This is a genomic window from Aeromonas sp. R5-3, from assembly GCF_040908225.1.
Taxonomy (GTDB): domain Bacteria; phylum Pseudomonadota; class Gammaproteobacteria; order Enterobacterales; family Aeromonadaceae; genus Aeromonas; species Aeromonas dhakensis.
On record NZ_JBFODH010000017.1, the window covers coordinates 1 to 19,321 of the forward strand.

The following is a 19,321-nucleotide window of genomic DNA, read 5'->3' on the forward strand; positions in this document are numbered from 1 at the left end:
GGCGGTGAGGGAGGGATTCGAACCCTCGATACGTTGCCGTATACACACTTTCCAGGCGTGCTCCTTCAGCCACTCGGACACCTCACCAAATTTTTGTCTGTTGTTTAGCGTGCTCAGCCAGCACGTCGTTCGTTTCGCCGTTGCGCTGGAACGGGGCGTAATTTAGGGGAAAGGGCTGCCGGGGTCAACCACTTTTCCCCTTATTTTTCATAATCTTTATCGAATGCCTATCCCTTGAACAGAATGCCGGTTTTTTAATCCTGTTCAGGGCTTGTCGAGGATGATCAGGCTGTCCGGCAGCTCGTTCTGGTTCCGGGTGGCGGGGAAGGCGTCGGTCAGAATGGCGCTGGTCCGCTCGATGCACTCGAGGAAACCCTGTTCCACCTCCTTGTTGCGCACCCGGCGGGTGAAGTCATCGATGATCTCCTGCCACTGGGCGTTGTCGATGTGCTGGGCGATGCCGTCATCCACCAGGATCTCCACGTAGTGCTCGGCCACCGAGACGAAGATCAGCACCCCCAGCCGATCCCGGGTGCGGTGCAGCCCCTGCTCGACAAACTGCAGTCGTGCCATCAGGGCGGCCCTGTGCTGGCGCACCTGTTTCGGGATCAGGTACATCTTGATGGGGGTCCAGTGGAACAGGATGCTCAGTACCAGCCAGACCGACCACTGCACCAGCAGGATCTCGTACCAGCCGAGCCAGAAGCCTAGCTCGAACACCAGCAGCGGTGTCAGCATGGCCAGCAGGGCCGCCCACAGGGTGGGGATGTAGCGATAGCCGTCGCTGGCGGGGGCCAGCACGGTCACCAGCTCGGCATCGGTTGCCTGCTCCGCCTGTTTGACCCTGGCCTGCAACGTGTGAAAGAACTGTTTCGAAATCATGTGTCGTCTCTTAATCCCTGTTACCAACCACCGGAAGCGCCGCCTCCACCAAAACTGCCGCCCCCTCCGCTGAAACCACCGCCACCACCAAAGCCGCCGCCGGAGCGACCGGCACCGAAGCCACCGGTGAGGTAAGCGGCACGGCGCCGGCCACCTCGACCACCACCGCCGCCACCGCCACGCAGGTTGTGCAGCACGATCATCACAATCACCATCAGGATGAACAACCAGGGGCCGCCCAGCTTGTCCTTGCTGGCGTTGTCTACCGGTTTGTACTCGCCCGCCAGCGCCTGCATGATCGCCTGGCTGCCAGCGACCACCCCGGCCACCATGTCGCCGCGCTTGAACGCGGGCAGGATCCGGGTCTGGATGATGTTGGCGGCGATGGCGTCGGGCAGGGCCCCTTCCAGTCCGTAGCCTACCTCGATGCGCACCTTGCGCTCATCCTGGGCGATCAAGAGCAGTACGCCGTTGTCCTTGCCTTTCTGGCCGATCCCCCAGTGCCGGCCGAGCTGATAGCCGTACTCTTCGATGGTGTCACCCGCCAGCGTGTCGATGGAGACCACCACCAGCTGGATGCCGCTGCGCTTCTCGAACGCCGCCAGCTGCTGGGTGAGCTGGTGGGCCTGCTTGCGGGACATCAGGTTGGCCTCGTCCACCACCCGTCCGCTCAGGGCGGGGAAGGTGGGGGCGGCGGACACCACCGCCGTCCACAACAGCAGGCAGGGCAGCAGGGCACGGATCACGAGGTTCATTGGAAGCTGACCTTGGGCGCCTCATCGGCACCGGGCTTGGCGCTGAACGTGGGTTTGGCCTCCAGATCCGAGTAGAGCAGCTTGGACCAGATGATGCCCGGGAAGGTGCGGATCTCGGTATTGAACTGGCGCACCGCCTCTATGTAGTCACGCCGCGCCACCGAGATGCGGTTCTCGGTGCCTTCCAGCTGGGCCTGCAGGGTGAGGAACTGCTGATCGGCCTTGAGCTCGGGATAGCGCTCGACCACCACCATCAAGCGGGAGAGGGCGCCGGAGAGCTGGTTCTGGGCCGCTTCAAACTCCTTGAGCTGGGCTGGATCGCTCACCTGCAGGTTGCCGACCCGGGCTCTGGCATCGGTCACCGCCTTGAGGGTCTCCTGCTCGTGGCTGGCGTAGCCCTTGACGGTGGCCACCAGATTGGGGACCAGATCGGCGCGGCGCTGATACTGGTTTTCGACCTGGCCCCAGCTCGCCTTGACCTGCTCATCGAGAGTGGGAATGTTGTTCATGCCGCAACCGGTCAGGCCCAGCAGCAGCGTCAGGGTCAACAGGGTGCGGGTTGCCCGTTGCCAGAGTGAAGTGCCCATCTTGTTGTTCTCCATTGATATTTTTTACAGATAACGGCTCACCATAGCAGCTTGTGGTCAACCGCCACAACGGGCGGGCAGCCTGGGTTTGTGATAAGCCATCGAAACCTTGGGCAACTGCGGCTTGTCCTTGAGCCAGGAGGCCAGCTCGGCGCCACAGCCGTTGCCGGGCGGGATCGGGGCTTGGGGCTGGCAATCCGGGCTGTCGGCCGGGCAGCGCAGGCGCACATGAAAGTGGCTGAAGTGGCCGACCCAGGGACGCAGCTTGCCGACCCAGGGCTCGTCGGCCGCCCGTTTGCATACCTCGGCCTTGAGCACTGGGTTGATGAAGATGCGGGCCACCTCGGGCTTGCTGGCCGCCAGACGCAGCAGATTGAGCTGCTGGGGGCCGAAGCGTCCGGGCAGCACCCGGTAGCTGGGTTCGTCGATCAGCGCCCACTCCTTGGGGGCATCCTGCTCCCAGCGGGAGATGGGCTGGTTGGCCATGCGAAACCAGATGTCGGCATCGAGGCCGGTCTGATGGCTGCGATGGCCGGAGGTGAACGGGCCGCCGCGGGCCATGGCGAGATCGGCGATGTAGAGATCCGGCATGCCGGCCATGCGGGTCTGGTTGGCCAGGGTGGTGAGGTAGGCGATGAGCTCGGGGTGGCCGTAGTAGCGCAGTCGCTTGGTGCGGATCACCTGATAGCCGGGGCCGCTCAGCGGCAGCGCTACCCCGTTCTTGAGGCAGCCGGCGGAGTAGCCGCCAATGGCTTCGGCCTGGCGGGGATGAGGTTCGGCAAGAAAGGCACTGGCCATGAAGAGCAGGGTGGTGGCAAGCATGAGACTCCCGACAAGCGTGCAAATGGACTCAGATGGAGGGAATGATATCAAGAGTGCAGCGAAGCCGTCATCCAGCTGGCGGCGCGGGTTGCATCCTGCGGGGTGGCTCGCGCACAATGCGCGACAAAAATGGCGCGTCCAAGCGTCTATGGACAAGGAGAGATGAATGAAGGTCAGTGAGCTGGTGAACAAAACGGGGCTGGTCTGGCTGATGCCCCCCGCCCGCCGTTTCTATCCGGTGATGGCGCTCTTGCTGCTGGCGAGCCTGCTCACCGTGCTGGCCGCCATCGGTCTGGGTTACCCACAGATGGGGCTGCTGCCCTGGGTCGGGCTGGTGTTCGGCGGTATCGTACTGCTGATGATGGTGCTGCCTCGCAGCTGGCAGCGCTGGCGGCTGGCGGAGCTGGCCTGGGACGAGACCCACCTCTATCTGCTCAATGGCAGCAACGATCAGGCGCTGGCGCTGCCCAGGGCGGCATTGGTCGGGGTCGAGCGGGATCGCAAGGTGGGCCACGATGGCCAGTGGCTGGCCTTCAGTCTGGATCTGGCGCTCGATGAAGAACAACTGGCTGCCGCCACCGCGCTGATGGGGCTCGGCCGCGAGGGAACCCACGCCGTAGCGCCCGGCATCTACCGTTTCGGCTTTAAGCGGGCCTGGCATGGCCGGCGTACGCTGCAGGGGCTGCTGGACGCCCTGCTCCCCATATGAGCTGACTATTTTCTCGACAATCTTTGCCAAAGCTCAGATACTGCCAGTGACTCGAATTGATCTTGTCTGCTCTGTTCGCCCAACAGATCAATGAGTTGAGTGAACGGAGCGGGGAAGTGCCCGGACACGACGTCCCGGCAGGTCCGGCATGGGGGGTGTGCCCTTACCTTTGTGTTGGTGATTGGATAGAGAAGGCACCTTGAATCGAGAGTGGATGGCATGAAGATTTACGTAGGTAATCTGTCGTACCGGATGACGGCCGACGAACTGAAAACCGTGTTCAGCCAATTTGGGCAGGTAGACAAGGTCGATATCATCATCGATCGCGATACCGGTCAGTCCAAGGGGTTTGGCTTCATTGAAATGCCTGTCAATGGCGAGGCCGAAAAAGCCATCGCCGGTTTGCATGGCACCGAGATTGGTGGCCGTACCATTACGGTCAACCAGGCCAAACCGAAGACAGATGCACCACGTGGTCGCCCCCAGCGTCATCGCTGAGCTGCCTCGATAACGCAAAACGGCATGGGTTTCCCCCATGCCGTTTTTGTTTCTGGCGTTTGCCGGATAAATCAGGGCACGTCGTGGCCGAGCGCCGCCTTGCGGATGCGGAACCACTGCTGGCGACTGAGGGCGATGGACTGGGAGGCCACGGCGGCGGCGATCCGCTCCCGCTTGCCGGAGCCTATCAGCGGCAGTGGCTGGCTTGGCAGCATCATGACCCAGGCATAGACCACCTGCTCGATCTGCTCTGCGCCCACCTCATGGCGGATCTGCTCGAGCTCGGCGCGCAGCGGGGCATATTCGGGGGCCTGGAACAGGCGTCCCCCCCCGAGGCAGGACCAGGCCATCGGCTTGATGCGCAGCTGCTGGCACTGATCCAGGGTGCCGTCCAGGGTGGTGCTCTGATTGAGCGGCGAGATCTCCAGCTGGTTGGTCACCAGCGGGAAGGGCAGGCGTGACTGCAGCAGCTCGAACTGGCGGGCTGTGAAGTTGGAGACGCCGGCATGCTTGATCTTGCCCGCCTGCTTGAGGGTGATGAAGGCATCGGCCACCTCGTCGGCATCCATCAGGGGGTCCGGGCGGTGGATCAGCAGCAGATCCAGGTGATCGGTGCCGAGCTTTTGCAGGGAGGCCTCGGCGCTGGCGATGATGTGAGCCTTGCCGGTGTTGTAGTGATTCAGCGCGTGTTCCGGCTTGGCGGTGAGGGCGATGCCGCACTTGCTGACGATCTCCATCCGGTTGCGCAGGGAGGGGTCAAGGCGCAGCGCCTCGCCGAAGGCCTGCTCGCACTGGTAGCCGCCATAGATGTCTGCGTGATCGATGGTGGTGACCCCCAGATCCAGGTGGTACTTCATCAGATCCAGCAGGGCGCTCGGGGAGAGCTGCCACTCCATCAGGCGCCAGTAGCCCATGATGAGACGGGAGAAGGTCGGGCCCTTGGGGTGGAGGGGGAGGCGAGATACGGACATGGATGCTCCTTGGCTCATAAGGGTAAAAAGATGCTGCCCGCATCTTGGTCTCTTCTGGTTGGCAAGGCAATAATGCGGCTTTTGTTAATTCGAACTTTGGTTCTGAGGGAGAGGACATGGACGGTTTTGCCGAACGCTTGCAGAGCTTGATCGGAACGGGCAGCGTCAGCGCCTTTGCCCGCAAGGTGGGGTTGAGCGAGGCTCTGATCCGCAAATATCTGAAGGGTGCTGAACCCGGGCTTGGCAAGGCGAACCAGATTGCCATGGCCGCCAACTGCTCGCTGGAGTGGCTCGCCACCGGCTGTGGCTACCTCTATCGACAGGCGGAGGTGGTGGATCGGGAAGCCCTGGAGGCGGCCGGCAGCCTGTTGCAGGAGCAGAAGCCCGGATTGTCGCTGCCGGAAGCAGACGCACAGGTGATCCTGCTCGCCTATTACCAGTTCTTGCGCAGCCACAAGCAGGCTGACGGGTTTCTCGATCTGGCGCGGGCCCGCGAATTTGGCAGGCACCTGCATGAGACATAAGCCCGGATGGGGATGGCCCGGCTACGGACAGGGATTATTCTGATACCCTCTAAACAGATGAGGGCAGCGGGGAGAGGGCGATGGGCTATCTGATCTTGGGCAGCGGCGGCTTGGGCACGGCACTGGCACATGAGCTGTCCGCTCGCGGCGAGGAGCTGGTGCTGGCTGGCCGGCAACTGCCAAAAGGGGTGGATCCCGCCTGTTATTTCCCGCTGCAGGAGGTGGACGCCCTCTCCTTCGATGCCCTGTTCACCCTCTATGACACGGCGGCGTTGCCGAGCGTGGTGATCAACACCATAGGTCTGCTGCACGACATCAACTTCATGCCGGAGCGGCGAGTGGAGGAGGTCAACCCCAGGTGGTTGTGCGACAGCCTGCTGGCCAATGCCTGGCCGCACCTGGCTCTGGCCGCCTGTCTGAGCCGGCGCATGACGCCGGATGCCCGGCTCTGGCTTTGCTCTCTTTCCGATCTGGCCGGCAGCCTCGGCGCCAACGAGACGGGCAGCCGTTACAGCTACCGGATGAGCAAGGCGGCGCTCAACATGGGGGCGAAAACGCTGGCCCACGAGTGGCGTGAACGCTTTCCCGCCGCCGGGGTGATCACCGTCCATCCCGGGCTGATGGATACCCCCATGAATCAGCCCTTCCTGCATGAGCTGGCGACCGAGACCCTTCAGGATCCGGCGCTTGTGGCGCCGCGTCTGCTTGATCTTCTCAACCAGCTGTCGCCGGCCCAGTCCGGCAGCTTCCTTGACTTGCAGGGCCAGCCGCTGCCCTGGTAAGCCGTCACCGGCTTCACATTCCGGAAACGGTCCGCTTGCCAAGCCAGCCATGGCTGGCTAACGTCATGCTCCAGCTTCAGGAGGGATGTCATGCGCTATATCGATTTACGAAGTGATACGGTCACCCAGCCCACGGATGCCATGCGCCAGAGCATGCTGCATGCCGAGGTGGGGGATGATGTCTACGGGGAAGATCCCGGCGTCAATGCACTGGAGGCCCGCGGGGCCGAGCTGCTGGGCAAGGAGGCCGCGCTGTTTGTCCCCTCCGGCACCATGTCCAACCTGTTGGCGGTGATGAGCCACTGTCAGCGCGGGGAGGGGGCCATCGTGGGCCAAGGGGCCCACATCTATCGTTATGAAGCTCAGGGGAGCGCCGTGCTGGGCTCGGTCGCACTGCAGGCGGTGCCCATGCAGGCTGACGGTTCGCTGGCGGTGGCCGATGTGGCCGCGGCCATTGCCCCTGACGATGCCCATTTTGTGCAGACCCAGCTGGTCTGCCTCGAAAACACCCACAATGGCAAGGTGCTGCCGCTTCACTACCTGCAGGCGATGCGCGAGTTCGTCGACGAACGCGGGCTGCAGCTGCATCTGGACGGGGCGCGCCTGTTCAACGCCGCCGTGGCGAGCGGTCACGGGGTACACGAACTGGCCGCTCCCTTTGACAGCATCTCCATCTGCCTCTCCAAGGGGCTGGGGGCGCCGGTGGGGTCGCTGCTGGTGGGCTCTCGCGCCTTCATCGCCCGCGCCAGACGGCTGCGCAAGATGCTGGGGGGCGGCATGCGTCAGGCGGGGATCCTGGCCCAGGCCGGTCTGTTTGCCCTCGAACAGCACGTCGCCCGCCTGGCGGACGATCACCGCCGTGCGAGGCGCCTGGCCGAAGGGTTGGCTGCCTTGCCCGGCATCACCCTGGATCTGGCCCAGGTGCAGACCAACATGGTCTTCCTGCAGCTGGCAAAAGAGCAGAGCGGTCCCCTGCTTGCCTTCATGAAGGAGCGGGGGATCCTCTTCTCCGGTTACGGCGAGATGCGGCTGGTGACCCATCTGCAGATCACCGATGACGACATCGACGAGGTGATCGACGCCTTCACCGAGTACCTCGGGGCCCGCTGAGCGCCTCACAACAAAACAGGGCGCCAAGGCGCCCTGTTTTCATTGTGCTGCAAAGAGTCTTCATGCCTGGCGCTGGCCGCTCATCAGCATGGCCTCGTCGGTGGCGTCGTAGATCATCACGGCGATGTGGGTCACCTGGCCGCCGAAGTCGGCCAGCGGCACCAGGGTCAGGTTCTGGAACATGTGGGGCGCTGAGCCCGTGATGGGGCGGTAGTTGGAGAAACGCAGCAGATAGGGCTTCTGCTCCCAGGTGCTGAAAGCGCGGTTGTTGAGCTTGAACACCATGTTGGCCTTGCGCTCGAACCAGGCGCGATCCACGTCGGGGAAGAGATCGAACAGCACGCCATCGCGCACCTCGCCGGCCAGCCGGCCGCTGTGGCTCTCCATGAAGCCGTTCCACACCTGCACCCTGTACTCCTTGTCGAGTACGACCAGCCCCACGTCCAGGTTCTGGACTATGTTCATCAGCCAATGAAATTCACGGATTTCCATGGTCACTCCTAGAGCATGTGCATGATTTTGTTGTTCATGGTGGCGATGGAATCTTCGGTAAACAGCAGCAGCAGATCGCACTGCACCGCGTAATCCTGGACCCGGTAGTTGATCTCGATGGCCAGCGTGCGGCGCCAGCGACTCTTGTTGGTGTTGATGAGCTCGTTGATGGGCCTGTGCTGGCCGAGCACCACGGGGTGACCCTGACTGAAGGGGGTATCGAGCTGGCTGGCGTAGCCGCGCAGGAAGGCGCCGATCAGCACGTTGGCGGTGTCCATCAAGAGCTCCAGCTCGGCGTTGCGATCGAGTGTGCCCTGATGGTTCATCAGCCGGGCCAGATCCTTGAAGCTGGAGTCGTGAAACAGGATCAGCGCCTCGCCGGCGATGCCTGCGCCGATAAAGCCCTGGCAGACGGCGGAGAGGGTGTCCGAGTCGGCGGCGGCCGAGAGGGCCATGTGCAGCTCGGATACCTCCAGCACGTTGACGTTGGGGATGGGCAGCACCACGAAGGCGTTGAGCAGGCGGGCCAGCAGGTCGGCGGCCTGACCCATGGAGACGTTGGCGAGCTCCTGATAGGCATCGCGCACTTCGGGGCTGATCTTGATGCCGGTATCGACGCTGCCGGCATCGACCACTGCCTGAGCTGCGGGGCTGGCGGCTTCCGGTACGGCGCTGCCCTTGGCCTGCCACAGATCATGCTGCTTCAACAGGGCGCTGAGGGTCTCCGGGGCGGCCGGTTTCTTGATGAAGTCGAGCGCCCCCAGTCCCATCACCCGCTGATAGGCTTCCGGCTGGATGTCGCCTGAGACCACGATCACCTTGTTGCGCAGCCCTTCGCGCTTGAGGGTCTCCAGTACTCCGTAGCCGTCCATCTCCGGCATGGTCAGATCCAGAAAGATCAGATCCCCATGCCCTATCAGGACCTGCTCTATCCCTTCCAGCCCGTTGGCGGCGTAGTGGAGCGTCACGTCCCAGTCGGCGGGGAGGGCGCGGGCCAGCTGTTTACGGGCGAATCCTGAGTCATCACATATCAATACATTCATAGTGTTAGGCCGGCCTGGTCAACGAGGATTGCTATAAGTGTGGCCCGCCAACGGTCAGATGCAATGAGACAGGCTGGTCGCCGGTGAAAATTGGTTGTCCCACTGCAGGCTCCGGTAGCGCGCTGAGTATTTTTCAACAAAATCAGCGAACATCTTAACACGCAACGGGGCAAACTGAGGCTGGCAACGCAACATGTAGAAGGGGCGGTTGCCGGTTTTCCAGTCGGGCAGCACCGCGACCAGCTGCTCATCCTGCAGGAAAGGGTGCACGTAATGGAGCGGGGCGTTGACGATCCCCAGGTGCCGTCTGGCCGCGCGAACGGCGGCCTGGGTCTGGTTGACGGTGAGCCTGGCGGCCCGTTTGATCTGCACCGTCTGCTCCTCCCGGTCGGTCAGTTGCCAGTGCTGATGGGGCCAGCAGTAGATGAGCGCATGCTCCTCCAGCTGGCCCGGATGGGAGGGGGTGCCCATCTTCTCCAGATAGAGGGGGGAGGCAAACAGGCCGTATTCGATGTGGCCGAGGCAGAGCGCATTGGGCAGGGACTGGGGGAGCTCGCCGTTGAAAAACACCAGATCCCGATCGTTGTCGAACAGGTGTTGATGATCGTTGGTCTGGGTGATGTCGAACTGCACCTCGGGGTAGCGCAGGCCAAAGTCCGCCAGCATGTCGACCAGGATGGTGTTGGAGAGGGCGATGGGGGCTGCCAGGCGAATTACGCCGTTGAGGTCGGCCTCTTTGCCCTGGATCTCGCCGGTGGCCTGCTCGATTTCACCGAGCGGGGTGCACAGGCGCTCGTAGTAGCGCAGTCCTTCATCGGTCAGGCGGAGTTTGCGGGTGGATCTGTGTAGCAAGGAGCAGCCGAGCTGCTCTTCCAGCTGAGAAATACGTCGACTGATGGTGCCGGTGGGCATGCCCAGTGCAGCGGCCGCGTGGGAGAAGCCTCCCTCTTGTACCACCTTGACGAACAGATAGAACTCTTCGATGTACTTCATAAGCGGTGTTCTGGGTGTAACAAGGCAGTGACCTTAAGAAGTGCGGCCAGCCTTGGCAAGCTCAATCCGGCGTTTAATTGATCTGGATTAGATTCGACTCCCGCTGATACTGGTGCAAAAGTCGGACAAATTCGGCCGGATCCCGGTCCAGACTGTTGTCCGGCACCAGCAGATCGTAGCCGAGCAGATCGCGCAGCCGGGTCATGCGGTTGGCCAGCATGGCGATCACCCCCTCATAGCGTTGACCGGAGGGGGAGCGAAAGTGACTCTCTTCCAGCAAGCCTTCCCCCTGAAAGGGGTCGCCGCAGCCCCCGCCGATGCATTCGGGTTGCTCACTGCGCAGTGCCTGCAACAGGACGCCGCGCTGCTCGGTCAGCAGGCGCACTGCCAATCTGGGTGTGATCAATGTCAAAAAATCGTCGTAATCTTTGATCTTCAAACCTATGTAGGGCAGGGGGACCAGATCCCAGCCCAGATGAATGCGTGGCTGGTCGATTCGCTGAATATTTCTCCATTTCAGGAGCCAACCGCCGTATTTGTGGTGATATTGCAGACAATCGTGACAGAGCGACAGGCTGAAATGGGGCTCGACCAGCTTCAATGAGCCGATAAAGATCATCATCAGACCCGCCAACAGGCCGGAGACCGGGGGGATTAGTGGTTGTTCACCGAGTAAAAAAAGTATAAAAATCATAGCAATGCTTACTATGATGCCCAACAATACCAACGTGAGTCCGTTTTTCCTGACCATGGGTTTCACATGTAGCGTTTTCATATGAAGTCAGCCCCTTGCGCATGCTTGTTTCCATTATGGGCTGGATCCGATTTTGTACCAGCATCGGTTGCCCGGGAGGGCTCTCCGCCGCTGGGTTTCCCAGTGATCACATACCATGAATCACCATATTAGATGAATACGCTAGACGAACGGTTATTGAACGGGATGGATGTGTTGCATACCCCAATCTGGGTGTATGACATCCGGCATCACCATATCTATTGGGCCAATCGCGCCGCCTTGAATGTGTGGGAGGCCAGCTCGCTGGACGAACTGCAGTCGCGCGATTTCTCGGCCGACATGGCACAGGCCATCGATCTGCTGTTGCAGCGCTACCTCGGGGACTTTCAGCAGGGGCGCAGCTACAGCGAGTGGTGGACCCTCTCCCCAAAGGGGGTAAAGAAACAGGTTTATCTGCGCCTCTCCGGTATCCAGCTGGCGGGGCGGCTGATGATGATGACCGAGGCGGTCATCGATGCCGACACCCTCTATCAGGAGTCCTCCCTCGCCACCGGCGATACCCTGGCCTGCCTGTTTGACAACCTGGGCCGGCTCGAGAGCGGCAATCACCACTTCGAGATGTGCTTCGGCGATGAGGTACATCACCTCTCCCAGCTCTTCTCCGGCAATGACGACGCCTTCTATCAGAAGCTCTCCCGGCTCGATGAAGTGGTGGCAGAGGGGGAGTGCCGCACCCTCAAGGGGATGCGCTGGTTTCAGTACCAGTTTCGTCACATCCAGCAGGGGGCCCAGATCCTGCTCACCATGCGCGACATCACCGACCGCAAGCTGGAGGAGCTGGAGCATCGCCACCTGGCCTGGCACGACTCGCTGACCGGCCTGCTCAATCGCTATGGCTTGATGAAATCGCTGGAAGCCTATTGCGGGCTGGGCGGGCGTTTCGCCCTGGTGTTCATGGACCTGGACAACTTCAAGCTGGTCAACGACAACTACGGCCACAAGGCTGGTGACCGGCTGCTGGAGCGGGTCGCCGGCCGGCTCAAGCAGATCTGTCCGCGCGATGTGGAGCTGGCCCGGCTCGGTGGCGACGAATTTACCGCGCTGGTGCCGCTCAGCCACTCCAGCGATCGGGCGCAGGAGGTGGCCGACCTCATGCTCTCCCAGATGACCAAGCCGTTGCAGCTGAGCGGGGTGCCCGAGGTGACCATAGGCGGCAGCATCGGCATCGCCATCTATCCGGATGATGCGGACGACGGCGACAATCTCATCACCCGCGCCGACATGGCCATGTACCAGGCCAAGCAGATGGGGCGGCTGCGCTGGCAGCGCTTCACCCCCAGCATGCAGCAGACCCTGCATCGTAAGCTGACCCTGAAACAATTCCTGGCCAAGGCCATCGGGCGGGGGGAGCTCAGCCTCTGCTACCAGCCCCAGGTGGATGTGGCAAAAGGCAGGTTGCTCGGGTACGAGGCGCTGCTGCGCTGGCATAATCCCGTATTGGGCCATGTCTCGCCGGTGGAATTCATCCCGCTGGCGGAAGAGATGGGGCTCATTCGCGAGATAGGTGGCTGGGTGTTGTCGACGGCACTGGCCCAGATGGCACACTGGCAGAAGGAGTGGCGGGTGAGCGTGCCGGTGTCGGTCAATCTCTCCGGCTTTCAGCTCTCGTCCTTCCTGCCGGAGCTGGTGGCCCAGCAGCTCAAGGAGTTTGGCGTGGATGCCGGCCTGCTCACGCTGGAGCTGACCGAGACGGTATTGATGCTGGACATGAAGGGGTGCATCGAGATCCTCGATGGCCTGAGCGAGCAAGGGATCAAGATTGCCATCGATGACTTCGGCACCGGCTACTCGTCGCTGGCCTATCTCAACCGGCTGCCCATCGACACCATCAAACTGGATCGCTCCTTCGTGGTGGGGCTCAACCTGCCGGTGATCCGGGCCACCGTCGCCATGGCCACCAGCCTGGGCCTTGGCATCATGGCCGAAGGGGTGGAGGACGAACACGAACTGGCCGCCCTGCGCACCCAGGGCTGCCACGTGTTTCAGGGTTTTTTGTTCAGCAAGCCGATGTCGGTGGCGCAGGTGGAAGAGAGCGGCTTCGTGGTCAGCTGCAAGGCGGGCAACTATCCGCTGGCCGGTTAGCCGGTCGTGCTGTGACGCGAGCGCGGGGGGCCTTGGGCCCCCCGCTGTTTTTGGGTAGAGTGTGGGCTTCTTCATATGGAGGCAACATGAACCCGACTCTCGACCTTATTCTTGCCCATCGCTCCATTCGTCAATTCACCGCCGACCCCATCAGCGAGGCCCAGCTCGACCAGATCCTGAGTGCGGCACAGGCCGCCTCCAGCTCCAGCTTTCTGCAGGCCAACAGCATCATCCGGGTGACCGACAAGGCCCTGCGCAGCCAGCTTGCCGAACTGGCGGGGCATCAAGCCTATGTGGCCCAGGCGGCCGAGTTCCTGCTCTTTTGTGCCGATTATCATCGCCACTGCGAGGTGGTGCCGGACGCCCAGACCGGCTTTGTCGAGCAGTTGCTGATCGGCGCCATCGACGGTGCCCTGATGGCCCAGAATGCCCTGCTGGCAGCCCAATCCATGGGGCTTGGCGGTGTCTATATCGGCGGGATCCGCAACAACCCGGCTGCGGTGAGCGAGGCGGTGGGTCTGCCGCATCAGGTGATCCCGCTGTTCGGTCTCTGTCTCGGCCATCCGGCTCAGGCGCCTGAGCAAAAACCCCGTTTGCCCCGCGCTCTGGTGGTGCATGAAAACCGCTATCAGGCCGAACTGGATCGGGAGCTGCTTGCCAGCTATGACCAGCAGATCGAGGCGTATTACCAGTCCCGCAGCAGCAACAACAAGCAGCAGAGCTGGAGCGGCCAGATCCGGGGCATTCTTGGCAAGGAGGCGCGGCCCTTCATGCAGGATTTCCTGCGATCCCGGGGCTTCAGCCTCAAGTAATGAGCCCGATGGGCGATACTAAGGGGTAATGGCGGTGTCGCCAGCGCCGCGTGATCCCGGTTTTCCCCCGTGTTTGTGCCCACCTTGCGGCACAAATCGGGGGCAAGCCTTGCGGTGCGGACTACCTTAACTAGGTAAGCTGTTGTAGGATCACGCAATTGAATTGGGACAGGAGTTTGGACTTCCTATGATTTTAACCTTGGTATTGCTGTCTATTGGCGCACTCCTGTTTCTGGTCATCGCCTATAACGTGATGCAGCAATATAAGCAGAAGGCAGAGGCCGACAAGCGTCACGCCATCGCCCGCTACAAGTCGGTGGTGGATGAAACCGAAGAGATGCTGCTCAACGTCAACCTGGTGCCCTTCTCCAAGAACATAGTGCTGCTGTTGCAGCACAGGATCCTCGATGCCTATCGCGCCATCGCCCTGGTGATGCCCAATGCCCAGATCAAGCAGCGCATTGTCGACGTGCAGACCCAGATCAAGAACGTGCAGGAGAACTACAGCAGCCAGGATGAGGGGCACTTCAAGACCCCCGAATCGGATCGTCAGGCCATCCAGATGTTGCAGCTGGTCAAGAAGATGCGGGCCGTGCTGCGGGTCGAACACAACAAGGGCAAGATAGATCCGCAGGGCTTTGCCCAGGAGGATCGCCGCCTCGAGCTGATGCAGCTCAAGGTCAACATCGCCAACCTGGTGAAGCGAGCCATGGATGCCCAGATCCAGGGGCAATACGGCACCTGTCGCCAGCTCTACACCAAGGGGCTCTCCGCCCTGGCCAGCGTCGCGGATAAAGATCCCTACCTGATGGCGCGGGAAGAGGACATGCGGCAGGGGCTGGCCGGACTCGACGCCCATCTCCAAGAGCACAGCGAAAAAGAGCTGCAAAACATCAAGGACAAAGAGGCGGACGAACTGGACGTCTTGTTCCAACCCAAGAAGAAATGGTGATCATGTCACATCCACTCGATACCACACTGGGGCCGATGGCCCCATTTGTTTGCCAGCTGTTGACCGAGCTGGACGAACTTGCCGTCCATCCCGCCGCCATCGAGGTCGACCACCTCTGCTATCGGGCCGCCACCCTGGTGGAGTACCAGACCCTGAAGGGGCTGCTGGCAACCCATGGCGACTTGCTGGTGGAGGGGATGATCGGCGGACGGCCCATCGCCACCTATCGCCTGCATCAACCAGTGCCCCATGCCCACGGCAGCGTGCCCTGCATCGAGCTGGCGGCGCCCAAACCCGGTCGCAGCCATCAGGCCGGGCTGGAACATATCGAGCTGGTGGTGCCTTCGCTGGATGCCTTGCTGGCAGCCCATCCCGAGGTGGCCTTCAAGACCGGCAACCTGAATGATGAACGCAATCCCGATGTGGCGGTGATGCTGGCCTCTGGGCAGATCAAATTCCATCTGCGCACCTTGGCCGAGGTGATCGAGGAAGAGGGGGCGAGTGGCGCCGTGGTGCCGGTGTCTGCCGGATACTACGACCAGGCTTGATGAGACGGGGCCGCTTGACTGGCCCCGTCTGATATCAGGAATAACATCAGGGATGACAGATGCGGGGGCGGGCGGGGCGTCCCTTCAAATGGCCGAGCCAGAGGCTCAATCCCGCCGTGATGACCAGTACCAGCTCGATGCCGAGCACCAATCCCCCGAGTCCTCCCTGCTCCCAGAAGGGGTGAAGATAAAGTCCTCCCAGACTTGCCCCCAGATAGTAACCCACCAGATAGAGCGATGAGGCGAGCGCCCGGTTGTGCTCCACGTGCTGGCCGACCCAGGCGCTGGCACAGGCGTGGGCCAGAAAAAAGCCGAAACTCGAGATGAGCAGACCGGACAGGATGGCCCCGAGCGAGCCGCACAGCAGCAGGGCACTGCCGAGTGCCATCAGCGTTATGCCGACCAGCAGCAGACGTTGTGCCCCCCAGCGATGGGCGCAGCGCCCGCTGAGGGAGGAGGCCACCGTCCCCGACAGATAGGTCAGAAACAGCATGCCGAGACACTGGGTCGGCATGGAGAAGGGGGGGCTGGCCAGCAGGAAGGTGAGGTAGCTGTATTGGTTCAGAAACACCATGAAGTTGAGGCCGCCGATGAGATAGGCCCCCACCAGCAGCGGGTTGCCGAGGTGGCTGGCGATGGCCTGGCGAAACTGGCCCGGCTTGGCGATGACGGGCACGAAACGGGTCTGGGCCGGCAGCAGCCAGATGACGAGGGGCAGCAGGGCCAGGCTGATGAGGCCGATGCCGAGAAAGGTGTGCTGCCAGTCGCCAAACCAGCCGGCCAGCAGGCCGCCGACCACCCGACCGGCGATGCCCCCCAGCGAGTTGGCGGCGATGTAGACCCCGACGGCGGAGAGCAGGGCCCGCTTGCTGAACTCTTCCCCCATGTAGGCGATGGCGGTGGCGGGCAGCCCCGCCAGCAGCACACCCTGCAGGATCCGCAACAGCAACAGCTGTTCAAACTGGCTGACCAGGCTAATGAGCAGGGAGATCAGGATGGCGCCAGCCAGGCTCCACAGCATGATCCGGCGCCGGCCGAAGCGATCCGCCAGCCGGGCGCAGACGAGCAGCGAGACGGCGAGCCCTGCGGTGCAGCCGGCCAGGGTCCAGCCGGCCGACAGCGAGCTGACGGAAAATACCTCGGCCAGCAGCGGCAGCAGGGGGTGGGTTTGATAGAGATTGAGAAACACCAGGAAGGAGCCCAGGCTGAGGGCCAGGGTGGCGCGGATCCATTCACGACTACCGACTTCGATCATATGCAATTGTCCTGACAGCTTTGTTGCAGGTTAGTGCGCGCCAGAACATAAATATAATATATTTAAGTTATCCATCTAATAAACCAAATTGATATGGACCTCAAACAGCTCACCTATCTGCTGGCGGTGCGGGATGCCGGCTCTTTTACCAAGGCGGCCAACGGGTTGCACGTGGCACAGCCCGCCATCAGCATGGCCATCGCCAAGCTGGAGCAGCAGCTCGAGCTGCGCCTGTTCGACCGTCAGGATCGCAACGTGCGGCTCACCCCGGAAGGGGAGGTGCTCTGTCGTCATGCCGAGCGCCTGCTGCGCCAGATGCACCAGGCCGAGGCCGAGATGGCCGAGCTCAAGGGGCTGGAGCGCGGAGAGGTGCGCATCGGCATCCCCTACATGATGGGCTCCTATTACTTCCCGCCGATCCTGATGGCCTTCAAGCATCGCTACCCCGGCCTCAAGATCCGGGTGGAGGAGGCGGGTACCCGCGAGCTGTTGAGCCGGATGGTGGACGGTTCGCTGGATCTCGCCATCCTCATCACCAGCGATCTGCCGCCGGCGCTGGAAGGGGCCCAACTGCTGCGTGAAGAGATGCTGATGGTGGTGGGGGAAGAGCATCCGCTGCGTCAGGCCCGGAGTGTGTCGTTGAGCGAGTTCTTCAGCCAGGAGCTGGCGATGTTTCGCCGCGGTTTCTATCACCGCGAGCACATGGAAGCGCTGGCCCAGGGGCTGGGCTGCGAGCCCGACATCGCCTTTGAGAGCAACCTCATCCCGTTGCTCAAGGCGGTGGTGAAGCAGGGTTTTGCGGTGACCACCTTCTTGCGGATGGCGCTGGACGAAGAGCCTGCCCTGACCGGGATCCCGTTTGCGCCCCCGATCTTTCTCGATCTCTGCGTGGCGTGGCGGCGGGGGGATCCGCTCTCCATGGCCAACCGGGCTTTGCGGGATTTTCTGCTGGCGCAGGCACAGCCATAAATGGCCAAGTAAGGAAAGGCTATCAGGCAAAAGTTTGTTAGTATTAGTTCAAGTTGCCTTTAGAGCCTAACATCATGAAACTCCAACAATTGCGTTATATCGTTGAGGTTGCCAACCACAGACTGAACGTGTCGGCAACGGCAGAGAGTCTCTACACCTCTCAGCCAGGGATCAGCAAGCAGGTGCGCATGCTGGAAGATGAGCTGGGGATCCAGATTTTCGAGCGTAGTGGCAAACACCTGACCCAGATCACCCCGGCGGGACGGGACGTGATCAAGATTGCCAACGAGATCCTGGGCAAGGTGGAGAGCATCAAGTCGGTGGCGAGTCAGCACACTCACCCCGAACAGGGCACGCTCCATATCGCGACGACCCACACCCAGGCCCGTTATGCACTGCCTGACGTGATAAAAGGCTTCATCAAGCGCTTTCCCAAAGTTTCCCTGCACATGCATCAGGGCACGCCGACCCAGATCAGCGAAGCCGTGGTCAAGGGTCAGGCGGACTTTGCCATCGCCACCGAGGCGCTGCACCTGTACGAAGATCTCATCATGCTGCCCTGCTACCACTGGAACCGCAGCGTGATCGTCCCCAAGGGTCACCCGCTGACCCAGGTCGGCAAGCTCTCCATTGCCGACATCGCCCGCTTCCCGCTGGTGACCTATGTGTTCGGCTTTACCGGCCGCTCCGAGCTCGATACTGCCTTCAACCGGGCCGGTTTCGAGCCAAACATCGTCTTCACCGCCACCGATGCGGACGTGATCAAGACCTATGTCCGGCTGGGGGTGGGGATCGGCGTGATGGCGACCATGGCGCTGGATCCCCAGGTCGATACCGATCTGGTGGCGCTCGATGCCAGCCACCTGTTTGCCCACAGCACCACCAAGATCGGCTTTCGCAAGGGCTCCTTCCTGCGCACCTACATGTATGACTTCATGACCCGTTTTGCCCCCCATCTGACCCGGGACGTGGTGGAGCGGGCCATCGCGCTGCGCTCCAGCGATGACGTGGATGCCATGTTTGCCGATATTGAGCTGCCCATCCGCTAGCGCCGCGGCAATACGAGAGCAACAAAAAACGCCTCCCGATGGGAGGCGTTTTTCATGGCAACGAGCGGCGAGGCGGGATCACTTCTTGAACATGTGATCCAGCTTGCTGGCCTTGGTCGAGAGGTAGAACTCGTTGTGGGGATTGCGCCCTTCCTGCAGGGGCACCCGCTCAGCCACCGGGATGCCGAAGGATTCCATCGCCTTCATCTTGCGCGGGTTATTGGTCATCAGCTTGAGGGATTTCACCTCCAGCTGCTTGAGCATGTCGGCGCAGATGGTGTAGTCGCGCATGTCGGCGGCAAAGCCGAGCGCCACGTTGGCTTCAACGGTGTCGGCGCCCTGATCCTGCAGATGATAGGCCCGGATCTTGTTGAGCAGGCCGATGCCGCGTCCTTCCTGACGCACGTACAGCAAGACGCCACGGCCCGCCTTGGCGATGTTTTCCAGTGCAGCCTGCAGCTGGAAGCCGCAGTCGCAACGCAGACTGAACAGGGCATCGCCGGTCAGGCACTCGGAGTGAATTCGGCCCAGCACCGGATCATCACCCGTGATATCGCCCATCACCAGCGCGGCGTGATCCTTGCCGGTGCCGGTTTCCTGAAAGCCGACCAGCGTGAAGGTGCCCCAGGGGGTTGGCAACTTGGATTTGGCCACGAGGGTAACGCTGCTCATAGGTTGCTCCTTACTACA

The 19,321-nt window shown here is 61.9% G+C and carries 22 protein-coding genes and 1 tRNA gene; 11 read left to right on the top strand and 12 right to left on the bottom strand.

The features are described from left to right. Window positions 1–2: 2 nt before the first annotated feature. The 5 genes from AB5Y95_RS07515 to mepA all read right to left on the bottom strand — a co-directional run bounded on the left by AB5Y95_RS07515 (window position 3) and on the right by mepA (window position 3,046). Window positions 3–87 (bottom strand) — tRNA-Ser (locus tag AB5Y95_RS07515). Between the two features lie 177 nt (window positions 88–264). Next, the gene (locus tag AB5Y95_RS07520; protein ID WP_025201828.1) at window positions 265–882 is read right to left on the bottom strand and encodes a TPM domain-containing protein; all 618 of its coding nucleotides are present in this window, start codon (window positions 880–882) and stop codon (window positions 265–267) included. A gap of 20 nt (window positions 883–902) precedes the next feature. Continuing rightward, window positions 903–1,637, bottom strand: coding sequence for a YgcG family protein (locus tag AB5Y95_RS07525; RefSeq protein ID WP_025201827.1), 735 nt, complete (start codon window positions 1,635–1,637; stop codon window positions 903–905). Then, complete coding sequence (locus AB5Y95_RS07530) at window positions 1,634–2,239, bottom strand: LemA family protein (RefSeq protein ID WP_368160310.1); 606 nt, start codon at window positions 2,237–2,239, stop codon at window positions 1,634–1,636. The genes AB5Y95_RS07525 and AB5Y95_RS07530 overlap by 4 nt, the downstream gene beginning before the upstream one ends. A 42-nt stretch (window positions 2,240–2,281) precedes the next feature. Continuing rightward, window positions 2,282–3,046 carry a penicillin-insensitive murein endopeptidase gene (gene mepA, locus AB5Y95_RS07535; protein ID WP_025201825.1) on the bottom strand — a complete coding sequence of 255 codons (765 nt, stop codon included), beginning with the start codon at window positions 3,044–3,046 and terminating at the stop codon, window positions 2,282–2,284. 166 nt (window positions 3,047–3,212) lie between these two features. Here mepA and AB5Y95_RS07540 point away from each other — a divergent pair, with 166 nt between their 5' ends. Together AB5Y95_RS07540 and AB5Y95_RS07545 are read left to right on the top strand one after the other, a co-directional pair. Next, window positions 3,213–3,755, top strand: coding sequence for a hypothetical protein (locus AB5Y95_RS07540; protein WP_268009151.1), 543 nt, complete (start codon window positions 3,213–3,215; stop codon window positions 3,753–3,755). Between the two features lie 219 nt (window positions 3,756–3,974). Continuing rightward, a complete protein-coding gene (locus tag AB5Y95_RS07545) occupies window positions 3,975–4,253 on the top strand; it encodes an RNA-binding protein (RefSeq protein WP_005299863.1) in 279 nt (92 codons plus the stop codon). A gap of 71 nt (window positions 4,254–4,324) precedes the next feature. Here AB5Y95_RS07545 and AB5Y95_RS07550 read toward each other — a convergent pair whose 3' ends face one another. Beyond that, window positions 4,325–5,224, bottom strand: coding sequence for an aldo/keto reductase family oxidoreductase (locus tag AB5Y95_RS07550; RefSeq protein WP_368160315.1), 900 nt, complete (start codon window positions 5,222–5,224; stop codon window positions 4,325–4,327). A gap of 116 nt (window positions 5,225–5,340) precedes the next feature. On the opposite strand from AB5Y95_RS07550, the gene AB5Y95_RS07555 reads away from it, so the two are divergent. The 3 genes from AB5Y95_RS07555 to ltaE all read left to right on the top strand — a co-directional run bounded on the left by AB5Y95_RS07555 (window position 5,341) and on the right by ltaE (window position 7,640). Next, on the top strand, window positions 5,341–5,748 hold the full coding sequence (locus tag AB5Y95_RS07555) for a helix-turn-helix transcriptional regulator (protein WP_139724645.1): 408 nt from the start codon (window positions 5,341–5,343) through the stop codon (window positions 5,746–5,748). Between the two features lie 80 nt (window positions 5,749–5,828). Then, window positions 5,829–6,530, top strand: coding sequence for a short-chain dehydrogenase (locus AB5Y95_RS07560; protein WP_005299871.1), 702 nt, complete (start codon window positions 5,829–5,831; stop codon window positions 6,528–6,530). Between the two features lie 90 nt (window positions 6,531–6,620). Further along, window positions 6,621–7,640 (top strand): low-specificity L-threonine aldolase, encoded by a 1,020-nt coding sequence (ltaE, locus tag AB5Y95_RS07565; RefSeq protein WP_337076199.1) that lies wholly within the window; start codon window positions 6,621–6,623, stop codon window positions 7,638–7,640. 60 nt (window positions 7,641–7,700) lie between these two features. Here the strand turns inward: ltaE and AB5Y95_RS07570 are convergent, their stop codons facing one another. The 4 genes from AB5Y95_RS07570 to AB5Y95_RS07585 form a co-directional block, all read right to left on the bottom strand. Continuing rightward, window positions 7,701–8,132, bottom strand: coding sequence for a PAS domain-containing protein (locus AB5Y95_RS07570; RefSeq protein WP_005299876.1), 432 nt, complete (start codon window positions 8,130–8,132; stop codon window positions 7,701–7,703). 8 nt (window positions 8,133–8,140) lie between these two features. Beyond that, window positions 8,141–9,175, bottom strand: a complete 1,035-nt coding sequence (locus tag AB5Y95_RS07575) for a response regulator (RefSeq protein ID WP_337076198.1) — start codon at window positions 9,173–9,175, stop codon at window positions 8,141–8,143. A 54-nt stretch (window positions 9,176–9,229) separates the two neighbouring features. Beyond that, window positions 9,230–10,168, bottom strand: coding sequence for a LysR family transcriptional regulator (locus AB5Y95_RS07580; protein ID WP_005299884.1), 939 nt, complete (start codon window positions 10,166–10,168; stop codon window positions 9,230–9,232). Window positions 10,169–10,241: 73 nt separating this feature from the next. Beyond that, window positions 10,242–10,943, bottom strand: a complete 702-nt coding sequence (locus tag AB5Y95_RS07585) for a DUF2982 domain-containing protein (RefSeq protein ID WP_368160320.1) — start codon at window positions 10,941–10,943, stop codon at window positions 10,242–10,244. Between the two features lie 165 nt (window positions 10,944–11,108). Between AB5Y95_RS07585 and AB5Y95_RS07590 the strand changes: the two genes are divergently transcribed. The 4 genes from AB5Y95_RS07590 (at window position 11,109) to AB5Y95_RS07605 (ending at window position 15,358) form a co-directional block, all read left to right on the top strand. Beyond that, entirely contained in the window at window positions 11,109–13,046 is a 1,938-nt protein-coding gene (locus AB5Y95_RS07590) for a putative bifunctional diguanylate cyclase/phosphodiesterase (protein ID WP_368160497.1), read from the top strand. Between the two features lie 86 nt (window positions 13,047–13,132). Then, entirely contained in the window at window positions 13,133–13,858 is a 726-nt protein-coding gene (nfsA, locus tag AB5Y95_RS07595) for an oxygen-insensitive NADPH nitroreductase (RefSeq protein WP_017765882.1), read from the top strand. 187 nt (window positions 13,859–14,045) lie between these two features. Then, window positions 14,046–14,810, top strand: a complete 765-nt coding sequence (locus AB5Y95_RS07600; RefSeq protein WP_005299895.1) for a hypothetical protein — start codon at window positions 14,046–14,048, stop codon at window positions 14,808–14,810. After that, on the top strand, window positions 14,804–15,358 hold the full coding sequence (locus tag AB5Y95_RS07605; protein WP_368160322.1) for a VOC family protein: 555 nt from the start codon (window positions 14,804–14,806) through the stop codon (window positions 15,356–15,358). The genes AB5Y95_RS07600 and AB5Y95_RS07605 overlap by 7 nt, the downstream gene beginning before the upstream one ends. Before the next feature lie 46 nt (window positions 15,359–15,404). On the opposite strand, the gene AB5Y95_RS07610 is transcribed toward AB5Y95_RS07605, so the two are convergent. Further along, a complete protein-coding gene (locus AB5Y95_RS07610) occupies window positions 15,405–16,613 on the bottom strand; it encodes an MFS transporter (RefSeq protein ID WP_267999567.1) in 1,209 nt (402 codons plus the stop codon). A gap of 93 nt (window positions 16,614–16,706) precedes the next feature. Between AB5Y95_RS07610 and AB5Y95_RS07615 the strand changes: the two genes are divergently transcribed. Continuing rightward, window positions 16,707–17,582: a LysR family transcriptional regulator gene (locus AB5Y95_RS07615; protein ID WP_010634255.1), complete on the top strand. Its 876-nt coding sequence runs from the start codon at window positions 16,707–16,709 to the stop codon at window positions 17,580–17,582. A gap of 74 nt (window positions 17,583–17,656) precedes the next feature. After that, entirely contained in the window at window positions 17,657–18,631 is a 975-nt protein-coding gene (gene cysB, locus AB5Y95_RS07620) for an HTH-type transcriptional regulator CysB (RefSeq protein WP_010634254.1), read from the top strand. 78 nt (window positions 18,632–18,709) lie between these two features. On the opposite strand, the gene ribA is transcribed toward cysB, so the two are convergent. Further along, window positions 18,710–19,303 (bottom strand): GTP cyclohydrolase II, encoded by a 594-nt coding sequence (ribA, locus tag AB5Y95_RS07625; protein ID WP_017780010.1) that lies wholly within the window; start codon window positions 19,301–19,303, stop codon window positions 18,710–18,712. Window positions 19,304–19,321 lie beyond the last annotated feature (18 nt).

Coding starts and splice junctions, on each gene's coding strand:
- AB5Y95_RS07580 (WP_005299884.1), bottom strand. CDS start 10,168: ATGAAGTACATCGAAGAGTTCTATCTGTTCGTCAAGGTGGTACAAGAG.
- AB5Y95_RS07600 (WP_005299895.1), top strand. CDS start 14,046: ATGATTTTAACCTTGGTATTGCTGTCTATTGGCGCACTCCTGTTTCTG.
- mepA (WP_025201825.1), bottom strand. CDS start 3,046: ATGCTTGCCACCACCCTGCTCTTCATGGCCAGTGCCTTTCTTGCCGAA.
- AB5Y95_RS07520 (WP_025201828.1), bottom strand. CDS start 882: ATGATTTCGAAACAGTTCTTTCACACGTTGCAGGCCAGGGTCAAACAG.
- AB5Y95_RS07560 (WP_005299871.1), top strand. CDS start 5,829: ATGGGCTATCTGATCTTGGGCAGCGGCGGCTTGGGCACGGCACTGGCA.
- AB5Y95_RS07590 (WP_368160497.1), top strand. CDS start 11,109: ATGGATGTGTTGCATACCCCAATCTGGGTGTATGACATCCGGCATCAC.
- AB5Y95_RS07610 (WP_267999567.1), bottom strand. CDS start 16,613: ATGATCGAAGTCGGTAGTCGTGAATGGATCCGCGCCACCCTGGCCCTC.
- AB5Y95_RS07530 (WP_368160310.1), bottom strand. CDS start 2,239: ATGGAGAACAACAAGATGGGCACTTCACTCTGGCAACGGGCAACCCGC.
- ltaE (WP_337076199.1), top strand. CDS start 6,621: ATGCGCTATATCGATTTACGAAGTGATACGGTCACCCAGCCCACGGAT.
- AB5Y95_RS07555 (WP_139724645.1), top strand. CDS start 5,341: ATGGACGGTTTTGCCGAACGCTTGCAGAGCTTGATCGGAACGGGCAGC.
- AB5Y95_RS07615 (WP_010634255.1), top strand. CDS start 16,707: ATGGACCTCAAACAGCTCACCTATCTGCTGGCGGTGCGGGATGCCGGC.
- AB5Y95_RS07545 (WP_005299863.1), top strand. CDS start 3,975: ATGAAGATTTACGTAGGTAATCTGTCGTACCGGATGACGGCCGACGAA.
- cysB (WP_010634254.1), top strand. CDS start 17,657: ATGAAACTCCAACAATTGCGTTATATCGTTGAGGTTGCCAACCACAGA.
- AB5Y95_RS07570 (WP_005299876.1), bottom strand. CDS start 8,132: ATGGAAATCCGTGAATTTCATTGGCTGATGAACATAGTCCAGAACCTG.
- AB5Y95_RS07605 (WP_368160322.1), top strand. CDS start 14,804: ATGGTGATCATGTCACATCCACTCGATACCACACTGGGGCCGATGGCC.
- nfsA (WP_017765882.1), top strand. CDS start 13,133: ATGAACCCGACTCTCGACCTTATTCTTGCCCATCGCTCCATTCGTCAA.
- AB5Y95_RS07525 (WP_025201827.1), bottom strand. CDS start 1,637: ATGAACCTCGTGATCCGTGCCCTGCTGCCCTGCCTGCTGTTGTGGACG.
- AB5Y95_RS07585 (WP_368160320.1), bottom strand. CDS start 10,943: ATGAAAACGCTACATGTGAAACCCATGGTCAGGAAAAACGGACTCACG.
- AB5Y95_RS07575 (WP_337076198.1), bottom strand. CDS start 9,175: ATGAATGTATTGATATGTGATGACTCAGGATTCGCCCGTAAACAGCTG.
- ribA (WP_017780010.1), bottom strand. CDS start 19,303: ATGAGCAGCGTTACCCTCGTGGCCAAATCCAAGTTGCCAACCCCCTGG.
- AB5Y95_RS07540 (WP_268009151.1), top strand. CDS start 3,213: ATGAAGGTCAGTGAGCTGGTGAACAAAACGGGGCTGGTCTGGCTGATG.
- AB5Y95_RS07550 (WP_368160315.1), bottom strand. CDS start 5,224: ATGTCCGTATCTCGCCTCCCCCTCCACCCCAAGGGCCCGACCTTCTCC.